Source organism: Amycolatopsis sp., from assembly GCF_025464955.1.
Taxonomy (GTDB): domain Bacteria; phylum Actinomycetota; class Actinomycetes; order Mycobacteriales; family Pseudonocardiaceae; genus Amycolatopsis.
On the sequence record NZ_JAODNM010000131.1, the window covers coordinates 23,411 to 38,576 of the forward strand.

The window sequence follows — 15,166 nt, forward strand, 5'->3', positions numbered from 1 at the left end:
AGGACGGCCATGATCACCGGTGACCGGATCGTGCAGGAGCTGCCCTGGCGGTGGCGAGTCCAAGGACGCATCTTCCTGATCGGAGGACTCGGCTACCTGTTCGACGCGTGGGACGTCGCGTTGAACGGCTACCTCACGCCGTTACTGGGCACGGAGTTCGGGCTTTCGGCGGGCGGGCGCGGCCTGGTCGCGAGTGCCAACCTGATCGGGATGGCCGTCGGCGCGGTCGTCTGGGGCACGGTCGCGGACCGGGTGGGCCGGAAGAAGGCCTTCAGCCTCACCCTGCTGATCTTCTCGGTGTTCTCCGTCCTCGCCGCCGCCTCGCCGGACTACGAGATCTTCCTGGTACTGCGGTTCGCCGCCGGGTTCGGCCTCGGCGGCTGCATCCCGGTCGACTACGCGCTGGTCAGCGAGTTCTCGCCGAGACGGCAGCGAGGGAAGATACTGGCGGCGATGGATGTGTGGTGGCCGATCGGCGCGACGTTGTGCGGAGTGGTGTCCACCGCGCTGGTACCGCTGAGCGGGAACTGGCGGTGGATGCTGCTGGTGATGCTCCTGCCCGCGCTGTTGCTGTTCTGGGTCCGCCGCGGCATCCCGGAATCACCCCTCTACCTGGTCCGGGTGGGCCGCGAGCGGGAAGCCCGCGAAGTCATCGACAAGCTCGTCGCCGACACCGGCGCTCTGGTGCGCGAATACGCCGTACCCGAGCCGATCGCCGAGGAGACTCGGGCGCGGGGCGTCCGGGCGGCCGCGCAGCAGCTTCGGCGGGTATGGGCGTTCGATCCGCGCATCACCTCGGTCGCGTGGGCCTTGTTCGTCACGATCATGCTGGTCTACTACGCCGCGTTGAGCTGGATGCCGTCGATCCTGAAAGCACAGGGCTACGGCTCCACGGCGGCGTTCACCGGGACGACGGTGATGAGCGGGCTCGGGATCGTCGGCGTGGTCGTCTCGGCACTGCTGGTCGACGTCGTCGGCCGCAAATGGGTCATCGGCGTTTCGGCGCCGGTCGCGTCGGCGGCGCTGGTGGTGTTCGCGATCGTCCTGGGCCTGCACGGACCGACCGTATTCTGGCTGGGGGTGTTCGGGTTCTTCGTCCAGATCGCGATTCCCGTGCTCTACGCCTATGTTTCCGAGCTCTACCCGACGGACCTGCGGGCGAGCGGGTTCGGCTGGGCGTCGTCGGTCAGCCGGGTGGTCACCGGGTTCACCCCGGTCATCTTCGGCAGTCTTCTGTGGCCGGTGCTCGGTCTGCCGTGGACGTTCACCCTGATGGGAGTGATCGTGGTCGCCGCCGTGCTGTGGATGGCGAAAGCCGCGCCCGAGACGAAAAATCGGGAACTGGACGGCGCCGACAGCGCCGGCAGCGCCGCCGCTGACCACAACGCCGACAGCGCCTCCAGCGCCATCGCGGCTGCCGAAGACGCCGTGGTGGGAGGCGCATGAAACCCGCGTCGTTCGTGTACCACCGGGCTCACGACGTCGTCGGCGCCGGTCGGCTGCTCGCGGAACTCGGGGACGAGGCGAAGCTCATCGCCGGCGGGCAAAGCCTGGTGCCGATGATGAACTTCCGGCTCGCCCGGCCGCGGCACCTCGTCGACATCGGCGGCCTGCGCGAACTGTCGTATCTGCGGGTGGACGAATCCGGCCTGCACATCGGCGCGCTCACGACGCACCACGAAGTCGAGACCGCGGCCGAGACGGCGCCGGGTAGCGGGTTCGAGCTCCTGCGCGCGGCAATGGGCTGGGTCGGGCACCTGCCGATCCGGACGCGCGGCACCGTGGGCGGCAGCCTGGCGCACGGCGACGCGACCGCCGAATGGTGCCTGCTCGCCGTGGTGCTGGACGCGTACGTCGTCGCGGCGAAGGGCGACGGGACGCGCCGGAAGATCGCCGCGCACGAGCTGTTCCTCGGCTTTTTCTCGACGTCGCTCGAACCCGGCGAGCTCATCGTCGAGATCGTCTTCCCCCGCGCGGCTCCCCACGCCGCGATCGCCGAGTTCGCCCTGCGACGCGGCGACTTCGCCATTGTCGCGGCGCTCGTGACCCTCGAGCTGGACGGCGAGCGGCTGCGCGGCGCCAGGATCGTCCTCGGTGGCGTGTCCGAAATGCCCCAACGGGTTCCCGCGGCCGAAGCAGTGCTGGTCGGAGAGGTGACGTCCGAGCTTTTCGCCACGTGCGCGGACGCGGCGGCGTCGGCCATCGACCCACCGAGTGACGCCAACGGCAGCGCGGACTACCGCCGCGAGCTGACCCGGACGCTGGTCGCCCAAGCATGCAAGGAGGCGGCGTCGCGATGACGGCCACGCACGAACCGCGGTTCGCGGCATCCGGGAAGTGGGTCGGCGCGTCGGTGAAGCGCAAGGAGGACCCGCGCCTGCTCACCGGCCGCGGACGCTTCGTCGACGACGTCCACCTGCCGCGCATGCTCCACGCGCAGTTCGTGCGCAGCACGGTCGCGTCGGGCACGGTCACGTCGCTCGACCTTTCCGCGGTCCTCGACGTCCCGGGCGTCGTCGCCGCGTTCAGCGCCGAAGACCTCGATCTCGCCGACATCACCGCCGTGCTCGACCGGCCGGCGTCGGAGTTCGTGCCCACCGCGATGCCGGTGCTCGCGCGCGACCGGGTGAGGTACGTCGGCGAGCCGCTGGCGATCGTGATCGCCGAAGACCCTTACGCCGTCGAGGACGGTCTCGAAGCCGCGAAGGTCATGTACGACGCCGACACGCCTGTCGTGTCCGACGAGCAAGCGCTCTCCCCCGGCGCTCCACTCGTCCACGCCGACGCAGCGGCGAACACGCTGCTCGACGTTTCCATGTTCGCCACCGAGGGCATCGACGACATCTTCGCGACCGCTGCCCACGTCGTGCGGGTGCGAGCCAAGACCGGGCGGCAGAACGCCCTGCCGCTGGAGACCCGCGGCGCGGTGGTCAACTGGGACGACCGCGACGGCCAACTGATCGTCCAGACCTGCACCCAGGTCCCCCACCAGGTCAGGACGGTGATGGCGCGGTGTCTCGGCCGCGACGAACGCACCGTGCGGGTGCTTGTCCCCGACATGGGCGGTGGTTTCGGGCAGAAATGCGTCGTCGGGCGGGAGGAGATCGCCGTCGCGGCGGCGTCGCTGCGCCTGGACCGCCCGGTCAAGTGGATCGAGGACCGCAAGGATGCGCTTGCCGCGTCGTTCCTGGCGCGCGAGCAACGATACGACGCCCGCGCCGCATTCGACGCCGACGGGAACATCCTCGGCCTCGACGTCGACATCGTCTGCGACATGGGCGCGTACTCCTGCTACCCGTTCACCGCCGGCATCGAGCCGCTGATGGCCTCTGCCGAGATGCCCAGCGTCTACCGCGTCCCCGCCTACCGGGTCCGGGCACGCGCGATCACCACGAACAAGGCGCCGACGGCGCCGTACCGCGGGGTCAGCCGCCCGCAGTACGTCATGGTGATGGAGCGGCTGTTCGAACGCGCCGCCCGCGAACTGCGGCTGGACGCGGTGGAAGTGCGCCGCCGCAACGTCATCACGCAGTTCCCGTACACGGGCATCAACAACGTCACCTACGATCCCGGTTCCTATCTCGAAGCGCTGAACCTCTGCGAGCGGATCGTGATCGACGAAGGCTGGTACGAGCGCAAGGCCGCGCTGGCGGCCGATGGGCGGATCCTCGGCATCGGCTATTCGTGCTTCAGCGAGCGGACCGGCTACGGCTCCGACGCGTTCGCGAAACGCAAGATGACCGTAGTGCCCGGGTACGACATTTCCGAGATCCGGATGGACACCAGCGGGTCGGTCGTCGTCACGACGGGGACGATGAGCCACGGCCAGAGCCACGAAACGACGATGGCGCAGATCGTGGCCGACGAGCTGGCGCTGGAACTGGACAAGGTGAAGATCGTCCAGGGCGACACCGACCGCATCACCTACGGCTGGGGCTCGTTCGCCAGCCGGTCGATCACCATCGGCGGCAGCGCGGTCGGGCTCGCCGCGACGAAGCTGGGCGACAAGCTCATCGCGGTGGCCGCGCACCTGCTGGACACCCGGCCGGACAACCTCGAGCTCGACCGAGGCGGTGTCCGGCAGCTCGACGACCACACCCGCCGACTTTCCTATGAGGACATCGCCGACGTCGCTTACCTCAAGGCGCACCTGTTGCCGAAGGACGCGGATCCAGGCCTCGCCGCGACGGCGTCGTTCGACGTCGCCGGGGACGGCACGTTCTCCAACGCCACGCACGGGGTCGTCGTCGAGCTGCATCCCGGGACCGGTCGGGTCGAGATCCTGCGGTACGTGTGCGTCGAGGACTGCGGAGTCGCCATCAATCCACAGATCGTCGAGGGTCAGGCGCGGGGCGGTATCGCACAGGGCATCGCCGGTGCGCTGTTCGAGGAAGTCACCTACGACGCCCAGGGCGAGCCGTCGTGCGCCAGCTTCATCGACTACAAGATCCCTACCGCGTCGGAGATGCCGGATATTTCCGTCCACCACCTGGAAACCCCGTGCGCGTTCACTCGCAGCGGCGCGAAGGGCGCCGGTGAAGGCGGCACGATCGGCGCGCCCGCCGCGGTGCTCAACGCCGTCAACGACGGCCTGCGTGACACCGGCATCGAGCTCGACAACACGCCCATCACCCCGGAAGCCGTGCATCGGGCGTTAAGGAGCCGAGGATGACCGACCGCTACCTCATCACCCTGACGGTCAACGACGCCGAACACGAGCTGCTCGTCGAGCCCCGGCGCACCCTCGCCGACGTGCTGCGCCACGACCTCGAACTCACCGGCACCCATGTCGGCTGCGAACACGGGATCTGCGGCGCGTGCACGGTCCTGCTCGACGACGCCCCCGTCCGCGCGTGCCTGATGTTCGCCGTCCAGCTCGAAGGCCGCGAGATCCGGACGGTGGAATCCCTGTCGGAGGACGGGGAGCTCAACGACCTGCAACAGTGCTTCTCCGCCCGTCACGGCCTGCAGTGCGGGTTCTGCACGCCGGGGTTCCTCATGCTGGCCACCGGTTTCCTCGCCGAGAAACCCCAGGCGGACAAGCAAGAGATCCGCGAGGCGGTGGCGTCGAACCTGTGCCGCTGCACCGGGTACCAGAACATCGTCGAAGCGATCGACGACTGCGCGACGGCACGCCGCTCGCGCCAAGAAGGGGCAACACGATGATCCTGGACAACGCGGTCGCCGTCGGCGCGGCCCCGGACGCGGTGTTCGCACTGCTCAACGACGTCGAACGCGTGGTGCCATGCCTGCCGGGCGCGTCGATCTCCGGCGGTGACGGCGAGACGTTCCACGGTGGGGTGAAGGTGAAGGTGGGCCCCATTTCCGCCGCCTACACCGGCACGGTCCGCTTTCTCGAAGTCGACAAGGACAACCGGCGGCTCCGGCTCGAAGCCAGGGGGTCCGACACGCGCGGAAGCGGCGACGCCGAAGCGCAGGTGGAGCTGACCGTCGAGGAAACGCCCGAAGGCTCGGTTCTGCGGCTGAAGACGGACCTGCTCATCCGGGGCAAGATCGCCCAGTTCGGAAAGGGTGCCATCGCCGCGGTGTCGGCGAAGCTCCTGCAGCAGTTCGCGGTCAACCTGGCCGGGCTGCTGAATGGCGACCAGCCATCAGTTGTGAAGCCCGTTGTGGCACCAGGAGTGGCGGCCGTCGCGGGCAATCCGGCTGTGGCGCAGCAGAAGGCGGAAGCGGAGCTCGACGGGCTCGCGATGCTGCTCGGGCCGTCGGCGGGCAAGTACCTTCCGATAGCGGCCGCGTTCGCGGTCGGGATCTTCCAGGGCTGGCTGCTGGGCCGGGTTTCCGCACAGGCCAAGCTCATCAAGGAGCTGCGCCGTGGCTGAGCCGGGCAAGTACGGGCAGCGGACCGACGACACCTACCAGCGCGCCGGATTTGGCGGGCCGGTCCGGCGCGGGGTGCGGCCGGCGATCCTCGTCGTCGATCTGACCAGGGGTTTCACCGAACCCGCGTATCCCTCTGGCGCGGACCTGTCCGAGGTCGTCGCGGCGACGTCGACGCTGGTCGACGCCGGCCGCGCGGGAAACGTCCCGGTGGTGTTCACGACGATCGCGTACACCCCGGCCGAGGCCGACGGCGACGGTGTCGTCTGGCTGCAGAAGGCGCCCGGCATGCGCGCATTGCGGGAAGGCAGTGACGCCGTCGACATCGACCCGCGTCTGCCGCGACGCGAAGACGACCACCTCATCACCAAGAAGGGCGCGTCGGCGTTCTTCGGCACTTCGCTGGCGTCGCTGCTGGCCGGGCTGCACTGCGACACGGTCCTGGTGTGCGGCGCGACCACCAGCGGCTGTGTGCGGGCCAGCGCCGTCGACGCGGTGCAGACCGGGTTTCCGGTGCTGGTCCCGCGCGAGTGCGTCGGCGACCGCGCTTCCGGGCCGCACGACGCCAACCTCTTCGACATCCAGGCCAAGTACGGCGACGTCATCGATCTGTCCGACGCACTCGGCTACCTGGCAGGCCTGCAGAAGCTCGAGAAATCGGAGAAAGCCGTCCATGGCTGAACGCCTGCTCACCCAATCTGCTCTCGCCGACCTCGCCGACATCCCGGCGCAGAGCCGATGGGTCCACTCCGGACCAGTCCGGCTGCACGTCCTCGACTACGGCGACGGCACAGCCGACGGAGCCAACAGCGCTGGCAGGGTGCCGCTGGTGGTCCTGCCTGGGATCACCAGCCCGGCGATCACCATGGACTTCGTCGCGCGGGAGCTGACCGACCTCGTGCGCCCCGTGGTCGTCGATGTGCGGGGACGCGGCCTGTCCGACACCGGCCACGGCCATTTCTTGCCGGATTTCGCCGCGGACACCGAGGCCGTCTGCCGCGGGCTGGCGTTGGACCGGCCGTTGGTGCTCGGTCATTCGATGGGCGCACGGATCGCGGCCGTGGTGGCGGCGCGCGAGCGAATCCCGCTGCGCGGAACGATCCTGGTCGATCCCCCGATGAGCGGTCCGGACCGGGGCCCGTACCCGACGACGCTTGCCACGTTCGCCGATCAGCTCGACCAAGCCCGGCGCGGAACGGACGCCGACGAAGTCGCGCTGTCCTGGCCGCGCTGGCCGCGGCGCGAACAGGAACTGCGCGCCCGCTGGCTCGCCAGCTGCGATCCTGACGCCATCACCGCCGCCCACCACGGCTTCGAGCACGAGGACTTCTTCGACACGTGGCCGGTCGTTCCCGCGCCGACTGTGCTCATCCACGGGGCCGACAGTCCGGTCGTCACGGCGGCGGGCGCCGCTGAGGCGGCCACCACCAACACCTCGGCCCGGCTCCGGAAGATCCCGGACGCCGGGCACATGGTGTTCTGGGACAACCCCGCTGTCGCGCTCGCGACGTTGCGAGAGGTCCTGGGCGAGTTGCTCGGCTGAACCGTCAGCCTGGATGGCCCGTACGCGAGTACAGGCCATCCGAGCCCAGAGGGGCTACGCGTCGCGGCGCTTGAGGAAGACCGCGGCGGCGCCGACGAAGACGACCAGATAGACGGCGAAGACCAGGAGCCCTGTCCAGGGCGCCAGCGTCGTCGACGACTGGCTGACCGCTACGAAGGCCCCGATGGCGTTCGAAGGCAGGTAGGGCGACACGTCCGCGACGAAACCGCTGGGCAGCAGCTGGATCAAACCGGGCAGCAGCAGCGTCAGTCCGAACAGCGACGCGACCGAGCCTGCCGTGTTGCGTAGCAGTGCGCCGAGTGCGACCCCGAGCACGCCGACACCGGTGAGCTGCACAGCCGAGCCGAGTACGGCCCGCAGGACGCCCGGATCCGACAGTGAAGCCGAGGCAGCCCCACCGGCGGACAGCACGGCCTGGCCGGCGAGGAAGGCGACCATGGTCGCCACGAGCATCAGGACGAACGTAGTCACGGCGAAGACGAGGATTTTGGCCCACAACACCGGAAGCCGCTTAGGGACGGCCGCCAGCGACGAGCGGATCATGCCGGTCGAATACTCGCCGGCGGCGATCATCACGCCGAGCGATCCGACTATCAGCTGCGCCAGCGTGACGCCGGCGAGGCTGATCGCGGTCGGATCGGTTGTGTCACTGGCCGGTCCGCCGCCGCCCCGGTTCGGAGTGGCTATTTGACCGGAGCGCAATGCGGCGAACAGCACCCCGAGGCCGATAACCAGCAGCACGGCCGCGCCGAGGGCGATCAGGGTGGACCGCAGCGAGCGGAGTTTGATCCACTCGGACTTGATCACCCGTGCCTGGGTGACATTGAACCTGGTGGCGATGTTCCGGCGGGGCGCGGCGGCCTCGCTCTCCGGGACGAGGGTGGTGGTCATCAGGATTCCTTCGCGGTGGACACGAGCTCGGGAGTGGTCGTGGCGTGGTATTCGACGGAGTCGCGGGTCAGCTCCATGAACGCCTCTTCAAGGGACGCCTGCTGGGCGAACAGCTCGTGCAGCGGGATCCGGGCGGCGAGTGCCCGGTCGCCGATCTCCTCCAGGCTGAGGCCGGTGATCTCGAGATGGCCCCGCTCTGTGCTGGTGATCGTCACGCCGTCATCGATGAGCAGGTCGCGAAGCTGGGTAGCCTGCGGGGAGCGGACGCGGACACTGTTCTGCGAGGCGCTGGCGGTGAACTCGGCGACGGAGAGGTCGGCGATCAATCGGCCGCGGCCGATCACGACGAGGTGTTCCGCGGTCAGCGCCATCTCGCTCATCAGGTGCGAGGAGACGAACACCGTCCGGCCTTCGGCGGCGAGGTCCTTGAGCAGGTTACGGATCCAGAGCACGCCTTCGGGGTCGAGACCGTTGACGGGCTCGTCGAGAATGACGGTGTCCGGGTCCCCGAGCAGTGCCGACGCGATCCCGAGGCGCTGGCCCATGCCGAGCGAGAACCCGCCTGCCCGCTTGCGGGCGACGTCGCGCAGCCCGACCAGGTCGATGACCTCGTCGACGCGCTTCCGGGAGATTCCCGTGGTCGCGGCCATCGCCAGGAGGTGGTTGTAGGCCGACCGCCCGGTGTGGACGGCTTTCGCCTCGAGCAGCGCACCCATAGTGTGCAGTGGAGCGGAGTGGTCGGCGTACGGGCGGCCGTCGACGGTCACGGTGCCCGAGGTGGGCGCGTCGAGACCGACGATCATTCGCATCGTCGTCGACTTGCCAGCGCCGTTGGGGCCGAGGAACCCGGTGACGATGCCGGGCCGCACGGTGAAGGTCAGTGAATCGACGGCGAGCTTGTCGCCGTATCGCTTGCTCAGTTCCGCTACTTCGATCATGCGATCAACAATCGTCCACGCGGGCCCTTCACCGCGTCGTCCCAGCGCGGACTCTTCCGCGTCCGCCAGCCGCGGTATGCCGGGGTCGGCAGCGACCGCGTGTACTCCAGGCGCAGTACACGACATCTACCGTGTGAAGACGACCCGCCACTGGGGGTGAGCGTCGTACTGTGGCTGTATGACTGGCTGGACAACGATGCGGCGGGTCGTACGGGAACATCCGTACACCGCGGACTTCGTGCTGGCCGCCATCCTGTTCGGGATGTCGCTCGGCGCCGCCCACGGCGGCGGCCCGAACGGCGACCACGAGTTCGTCGTCACCGGGCCCAGCCTCGTCGTCGGGGCGCTGATCTGCGCCGCACTCGTCCTCCGGCGGCGCTGGCCAGTGCCGGTACTCGCCTTCACCGCCGTCGGCACGGCCTTCGCGATCGTACTGACGGACGCCCGGACGCCGTACTCCGCGATCGTGGCCGTCGCCGCGTACAGCGTGGCAGTCAGGACCGATCGCACGCTGGCGTGGGTCGTCGGCATCTCCGCCGGTCTGCTGATGCTAGCGGTCGGCATCATCTCGACGTCCGGGTCGTGGTCGAACCCGCGGAGCCTTCAGTTCCTCGCCTGGGTCGCGGTGGGCATCGCGGTCGGCGACGCGCGCCGCAGCCGCCGCGCGTTCGTGGCGTCGATAGAGGAACGAGCGTTGCGGGCGGAGCGGACACGCGAAGAGGAGGCCGGGCGCCAGGTCGCCGAGGAGCGGCTGCGCATCGCCAGGGAACTGCACGACATAGTCGCCCACCACATTGCGCTGATCAACGTGCAGGCCGGTGTGGCCAGCCACATGCTGCACACCGAGCCCGAAGCGGCCGACGTCGCGCTCGGGCACGTGCGCACGGCCAGTCGAGCCGTGCTCGAGGAACTCGGCATGCTGCTGGGAGTCTTGCGGCAATCCGGGGACACGGGCGTGCCCACCGAACCGGCACCGAACCTGGCCAGGCTCGACTCGCTGGTGGAATCGTTCGCGCAGGCGGGGCTGCACGTCGAACTGACGACCTCCGGCCGGGTACGGCATTCGTCGGGCGCGGTGGACCTGGCCGCCTACCGGATCATCCAGGAGTCCTTGACCAACGCCCACAAACACGGCGACGGCACGGGAGCGTCCGTGTGCGTACACCACCTACCGAATGAGCTGCAGATCGTCGTCAGCAACCACGTCTTCTACGACGCGAAGCCCGGCACCCACAACGGTCCGAAAAATGGCTCGCACAACGGTCCTAAAAGCGGCGCGGAACCCTCGACCGGCCACGGTCTCCTCGGCATGCACGAGCGCGCGGTGTCGGTTGGTGGCACGCTTCGGGCATCGACCCAGCCGGATGGCGATTTCCGGGTCGATGTCGTACTCCCCCGACCTGAAGCAGGCTGACGTGACGATCCGGGTACTGCTCGCCGATGACCAGGCCCTCATCCGGGCAGGTTTCCGGGTGCTGGTCGATTCCTCACCGAAGCTGGAGGTGGTGGGCGAGGCGGCGAACGGCCGCGAAGCGGTGGACCTCGCCCGGTCGACGCGCGCCGACGTCGTCCTGATGGACATCCGTATGCCCGACATGGACGGCCTCGCCGCGACCAGGGAGATCAGCGCGGACGAGGACCTCGCGGGCATCAAGGTGCTGATCCTGACCACCTTCGAGATCGACGAGTACGTCTTCGAGGCGTTGCGGGCCGGTGCCAGCGGTTTCCTCGGCAAAGGTGTGGACCCGGCGCACCTGATCAACGCGATCCAGGTTGTCGCCGCGGGTGAGTCCCTGCTCTCTCCGGCGGCGACCCGGGGTCTCATCGGGCATTTCCTTTCAGCGCCCGATCGCGGGGAACCCGCCGTGCCCGTGGAACTCGGCGTACTCACCGCCCGGGAGCGTGAAATCGTGGCGCTGGTCGCCTTCGGACTGTCCAATGACGACATCGCCGAGAAGCTGTTCGTGTCCCCGTTGACGGCGAAGACACACGTGAACCGCGCGATGATGAAACTCGGCGCCCGCGATCGGGCGCAGCTCGTCGTGGCCGCCTATCAGAGCGGCCTGGTCCGTCCTGGCGACGTGCCGTAGGCGACGAGGTCAGGTGTCGCGTCGGTGCTATGCCCGTGGCGTAACACCGGTGTCTCCGAGCAATCCGGCGGCATAATTCTCGACATGTTGCCTTTCACCGATAAACCAGGACCGGCGGCCTGGCGCGGCGGCGACATCGCTGACAGTCCGCAGTGGCGAATCGAGCTGGATGGGCAGAACCGGGCCGAACTATCGACCGCCATCGATCACGTGGTGACAACGATCCTCGCCTCGTCCTCACCATGGACCTGCGTCCTGGCGACAGGCAGTTCCTCAACAACCACGTGACCATGCACAGCCGCACCGCATACCAGGATGATCCGGACCCGGCGCGCCACCGCGATCTCATCCGACTCTGGCTCGACGGACCGGTCTGACGGGCCACCCGGACAGCTGTATCGTCTTTCCCAAGTCAGATGCGCTAGGGTGGCGGCAGATACCCCCCGGAAGGAAACCCATGCCTGTAGTCATCGCCCGGTTGGCGCCGAAACCCGAACGACGCCAGGACGTCCTGGACCTCTACACCGAAACCATTCCCCAGATTCACGCCGAACCGGGCTGCGAGCTGTTCGCCCTGCACACCGACGGGAACGAGTTCTTCATCGTCGAACACTGGGCCACGGAAGAGGACTTCCAAGCCCACGTCCGCGGTCCTGTACTGGCCACGATCAGGAAAGTCCTCGCCGAGGCGCTGGCCAAGCCGTCCGAGATCAACCGGGTCGACAGCATTCCCCTGGGTGAAGCCACCAAAGGCGTGCTCAGGCCGACTGGCGGCGAGTGAGCGCGAGGTACTCGCGAGCCGCGAAAGTGACGCTGCCGCCGAGAAGAACGACACCGGAGAGCACGCCGCTGACAAACGGCGTCCAGGCGACAGCCGAGGTCGCGACCATGGCGAGGCCGGCCGCGCCCAGCAGCATCAGCGCGATCCCCGGAATCAGCATCCGGCGCTGCTCCCACATCACCGCGAACGGGACGAAGTGGAGGCCGACGACAAAGGCGATCCACGCGACCCCGGTCTCCGCTGGGGCGTCCACCGCGCGGAAAACGACGAAGCCCGCGACCAGAAGCACGATCTCGCCCGCGACGACCAGCCGGTAGTTCCGGCCGAACATGGTCGGCCTGGTGTCCGCGGGAACGTCGATACCCTTACGTAGCAAGAAAACGAAGATCGCCACTACGGCGGCCAACGCCACGCAGGCCAGGACGCTCAGCGGCACACCGACCGCCGAACTCAGTGGCGCATGCGCATTGACGAGCACGAACACGACACCGAAAACGGCGCCGACGAGTAGTCCCCCCAGAAGCTGTCGCATGCGGCGAGATTACCGCAGGGCCGGAGCTTCGGGCAGGTCACGGTGGTGCCGGACGGGTCCGGCGGCCAGTCGCAGGCTCGCGAGCACGAACACCGAGGCCATGACCCACAAGGCCACTCGGTCGCCGCAGGCGGTGGCGAGCCCACCGGCGAGGACAGCGCCCAACGGGATCGCGCTGTAGGTGACGACCAACATGCACGCGGTCACCCGGCCACGCAACCGCGGCGGGCAGTAGGCCTGCCGGAAGCCCGCGATGATGACGCTCATCGCGGCCACACTGAACCCGGTCCCTAGCGCGCCGGCAGACATCAGCAGCACCCCGGGCCCTTGCGTGGTCAGCGGGTACAGGAACGCGAACGGTGCGCCGGCCAGCGAGCAGAGGACGATCCCGCGTGCCGTACCGAACTTTTTCGCGATCCGCCTGGCATCGCACGCACCCGCGACACCGCCGACGCTGCTGCCCGCGATGACAACACCGACAGTGCCGGGCGCGACCCGCAGATCCGTCACCAGAACGACGATCTGGACCGTCCCCACCCCGGTCAGCCCGAGATTTCCGCAAGCAGCGAACGTGCTCAGGGACCGGAGAAACGGATCTCCCAGAACAAACCGGAGACCGTCGACAACCTGGCCGCGTCCACGAACAACGCGGTCGCCGGGCCGAGCAGTTGGGCCAGCAGACCGCCCAGCCCCCGGCCGGCGATCCGGGCGCCCTGCTCGCTGCCCTGCAGCTTCGAATTCCCCTCCAGCAGGTCTTCCCGCGCGACCAGCGATGGCAGGAGCGCGCGGTAGGCGGTCGAAAAGAACACCGACGCCGTCCCGCCGAGCAAAGCCACGACCATCAACAAGGGCAGGGACAACACGCCCAGCCATGCCGCGACGGGGATGCCGGCGAACAGGGCCAGCGACACGAAGTCAGCCGCCAGCATGATCGGCCGGCGGCACAGCCGGTCGACCCACGCGCCCGCCGGCAGCCCGATCACCAGCCACGGCAGCCAAGCGGCCGCGTTCAGCACGCCCACGGCGAGCGGGTTCGCGCCCAGCAAAGTCACTGCCGTCAACGGCATCACGACCGTGGTCACCGTGTTGCCGAGCGAACTGGTGGTTTCCCCCAGCCACAGCAGCCGGAAGTCTCGCTGTGCCAGCAATCCCCACGGCCGCTTGCCCTCGACGACGTTCCCTGCCCCCATAATGCGATGCCTCCGGGTCCACAGTGGAGGAGGCGGCCACCGAGGACCAGGGTTCTTCACTCAGGGCGAAAAATCAGCGGTGGTGCACCCGGGTCGAATCGCGGACGACGAGTTCGGGGCGGTACACCACGTTCTCGTGGACGTGGGGTTCGTCGTGGCCGGCGGTTTCGGCGATGAGCAGCTCCGCGGCGGTCTGGCCGAGCTTGGCCGCGGGCTGGCGGACCGACGTGAGCGGCACCGCGGCCGCTGCGGCGAACTCGATGTCGTCGTAACCGACGATCGCCATCTCCCCCGGCACTCGAACACCCGCGGCGACCATCGCCTGCAGTACCCCGAGCGCGAGCAGGTCGTTGGCGCAGAAGACGGCGGTGGGCCGGGGGCTGATGCCGAGGATGCGCGCGCCCGCGTCCCGCCCGGACGCGACGTCGAGGCCGCTCACCTCCAGCACCGAGAGCCTGCGGCCAGGCGCCGGAGCGGCGGCGAGCGCGGCGCGGACGCCCTGCTCGCGGTCGCGGCACTGTGCCAGCAGGGCTGGCCCGTTGACGAACGCGATCGCCTGGTGGCCGGTCTCCAGCAGGTGGTTCGCGGCGAGCGTGCCGCCGACGACGTCGTCCACAGACACCGAGCAGGCCTCGCTGGTCGGCACCGTGCGGTCGACGAAGACGAACGGGATCCCGCTGCGCCGGAACGCCGACAGGCTGCCGCCCGCGGTGTCCACCGGACTGAGCAGCACCCCGCGCACGCGGTGTTCCGCGAGCATCGACAGGTACGACGCCTCTCGATCGGTCCGCTGGCCGCTGTTGCAGGTGATCATGTTGAGGCCCTCGTCGTGCGCGGCCTGTTCGGCGCCGCGGGCGATGTCGACGAAGAACGGGTTCCCCAGGTCGAGGACGAGCAGCGCGAGAGTGCGGCTGTGGCCGGCGCGCAGCTGCCGGGCCGACTCGTCACGGACGTACCCGAGCTCTTCGATGACCGACTGCACGCGCGTTCTCGTCGCCACCGAAACCACGTGCGGGCGGTTGACCACATTGGACACGGTGCCGATCGACACGCCGGCCATGGTCGCCACGTCCTTGATCCCGACCATCGCTGTCCCCACTGTCCGGTGCCGCGACGAACGATAACACACCTTGTGAAACGTTTCACAAGGGGACCATCCGCATGTCGCCACGCGTTCGGGGCGACCTTAGCGTACCAAGTTCGTCACACGCGCGCGCGAAATGCACTTGAGTGGACGTACGGCGCACTCGAGTGCGCTCGACGAGGCGCGTGCGGTGAAACGTTTTTACCGTGGGGCGGGGACTGTGCGAGAATGGGGCAGCCGCGATCCCCGGGGGAG

General features: G+C 68.8%; 17 protein-coding genes. 11 read left to right on the forward strand and 6 right to left on the reverse strand.

Features of this window, described 5'->3' with window-relative positions:
- Window positions 1-9: 9 nt before the first annotated feature.
- Genes JWQ81_RS34420 through JWQ81_RS34450 form a run of 7 tightly spaced genes read left to right on the forward strand, consistent with a single transcriptional unit; the run spans window position 10 to window position 7,384 of the window.
- Window positions 10-1,446, forward strand: coding sequence for an MFS transporter (locus tag JWQ81_RS34420; RefSeq protein WP_297548064.1), 1,437 nt, complete (start codon window positions 10-12; stop codon window positions 1,444-1,446).
- The gene (locus tag JWQ81_RS34425; protein WP_297548066.1) at window positions 1,443-2,300 is read left to right on the forward strand and encodes an FAD binding domain-containing protein; all 858 of its coding nucleotides are present in this window, start codon (window positions 1,443-1,445) and stop codon (window positions 2,298-2,300) included. The genes JWQ81_RS34420 and JWQ81_RS34425 overlap by 4 nt, the downstream gene beginning before the upstream one ends.
- Window positions 2,297-4,672, forward strand: a complete 2,376-nt coding sequence (locus tag JWQ81_RS34430; protein ID WP_297548067.1) for a xanthine dehydrogenase family protein molybdopterin-binding subunit — start codon at window positions 2,297-2,299, stop codon at window positions 4,670-4,672. Before JWQ81_RS34425 ends, JWQ81_RS34430 begins: the two co-directional genes overlap by 4 nt.
- Entirely contained in the window at window positions 4,669-5,166 is a 498-nt protein-coding gene (locus tag JWQ81_RS34435) for a (2Fe-2S)-binding protein (RefSeq protein ID WP_297548069.1), read from the forward strand. The genes JWQ81_RS34430 and JWQ81_RS34435 overlap by 4 nt, the downstream gene beginning before the upstream one ends.
- Window positions 5,163-5,843, forward strand: coding sequence for an SRPBCC family protein (locus JWQ81_RS34440; RefSeq protein ID WP_297548070.1), 681 nt, complete (start codon window positions 5,163-5,165; stop codon window positions 5,841-5,843). Before JWQ81_RS34435 ends, JWQ81_RS34440 begins: the two co-directional genes overlap by 4 nt.
- Window positions 5,836-6,522, forward strand: a complete 687-nt coding sequence (locus JWQ81_RS34445) for an isochorismatase family protein (RefSeq protein ID WP_297548072.1) — start codon at window positions 5,836-5,838, stop codon at window positions 6,520-6,522. Before JWQ81_RS34440 ends, JWQ81_RS34445 begins: the two co-directional genes overlap by 8 nt.
- Window positions 6,515-7,384: an alpha/beta hydrolase gene (locus JWQ81_RS34450; protein ID WP_297548074.1), complete on the forward strand. Its 870-nt coding sequence runs from the start codon at window positions 6,515-6,517 to the stop codon at window positions 7,382-7,384. The genes JWQ81_RS34445 and JWQ81_RS34450 overlap by 8 nt, the downstream gene beginning before the upstream one ends.
- Before the next feature lie 54 nt (window positions 7,385-7,438).
- Here JWQ81_RS34450 and JWQ81_RS34455 read toward each other — a convergent pair whose 3' ends face one another.
- Window positions 7,439-8,296 carry an ABC transporter permease gene (locus JWQ81_RS34455; protein WP_297548076.1) on the reverse strand — a complete coding sequence of 286 codons (858 nt, stop codon included), beginning with the start codon at window positions 8,294-8,296 and terminating at the stop codon, window positions 7,439-7,441.
- On the reverse strand, window positions 8,296-9,234 hold the full coding sequence (locus tag JWQ81_RS34460) for an ABC transporter ATP-binding protein (RefSeq protein WP_297548077.1): 939 nt from the start codon (window positions 9,232-9,234) through the stop codon (window positions 8,296-8,298). Before JWQ81_RS34460 ends, JWQ81_RS34455 begins: the two co-directional genes overlap by 1 nt.
- Before the next feature lie 178 nt (window positions 9,235-9,412).
- On the opposite strand from JWQ81_RS34460, the gene JWQ81_RS34465 reads away from it, so the two are divergent.
- From JWQ81_RS34465 to JWQ81_RS34480, 4 genes are all read left to right on the forward strand, one after another.
- Window positions 9,413-10,648 carry a histidine kinase gene (locus JWQ81_RS34465; protein ID WP_297548079.1) on the forward strand — a complete coding sequence of 412 codons (1,236 nt, stop codon included), beginning with the start codon at window positions 9,413-9,415 and terminating at the stop codon, window positions 10,646-10,648.
- A gap of 1 nt (window position 10,649) precedes the next feature.
- Window positions 10,650-11,324: a response regulator transcription factor gene (locus tag JWQ81_RS34470; RefSeq protein WP_297548081.1), complete on the forward strand. Its 675-nt coding sequence runs from the start codon at window positions 10,650-10,652 to the stop codon at window positions 11,322-11,324.
- Between the two features lie 152 nt (window positions 11,325-11,476).
- A complete protein-coding gene (locus JWQ81_RS34475; RefSeq protein WP_297548083.1) occupies window positions 11,477-11,701 on the forward strand; it encodes a TauD/TfdA family dioxygenase in 225 nt (74 codons plus the stop codon).
- A gap of 80 nt (window positions 11,702-11,781) precedes the next feature.
- A complete protein-coding gene (locus tag JWQ81_RS34480; protein WP_297548085.1) occupies window positions 11,782-12,105 on the forward strand; it encodes an antibiotic biosynthesis monooxygenase family protein in 324 nt (107 codons plus the stop codon).
- Here the strand turns inward: JWQ81_RS34480 and JWQ81_RS34485 are convergent.
- From JWQ81_RS34485 to JWQ81_RS34500, 4 genes are all read right to left on the reverse strand, one after another.
- Entirely contained in the window at window positions 12,083-12,637 is a 555-nt protein-coding gene (locus JWQ81_RS34485) for a hypothetical protein (RefSeq protein WP_297548087.1), read from the reverse strand. The two genes, JWQ81_RS34480 and JWQ81_RS34485, sit on opposite strands and share 23 nt — an antisense overlap.
- A gap of 9 nt (window positions 12,638-12,646) precedes the next feature.
- Window positions 12,647-13,147, reverse strand: coding sequence for an MFS transporter (locus tag JWQ81_RS34490; protein WP_297548089.1), 501 nt, complete (start codon window positions 13,145-13,147; stop codon window positions 12,647-12,649).
- 65 nt (window positions 13,148-13,212) lie between these two features.
- Window positions 13,213-13,827, reverse strand: coding sequence for an MFS transporter (locus JWQ81_RS34495; RefSeq protein ID WP_297548091.1), 615 nt, complete (start codon window positions 13,825-13,827; stop codon window positions 13,213-13,215).
- A gap of 73 nt (window positions 13,828-13,900) precedes the next feature.
- Entirely contained in the window at window positions 13,901-14,914 is a 1,014-nt protein-coding gene (locus tag JWQ81_RS34500; RefSeq protein ID WP_297548093.1) for a LacI family DNA-binding transcriptional regulator, read from the reverse strand.
- Window positions 14,915-15,166: the final 252 nt, after the last annotated feature.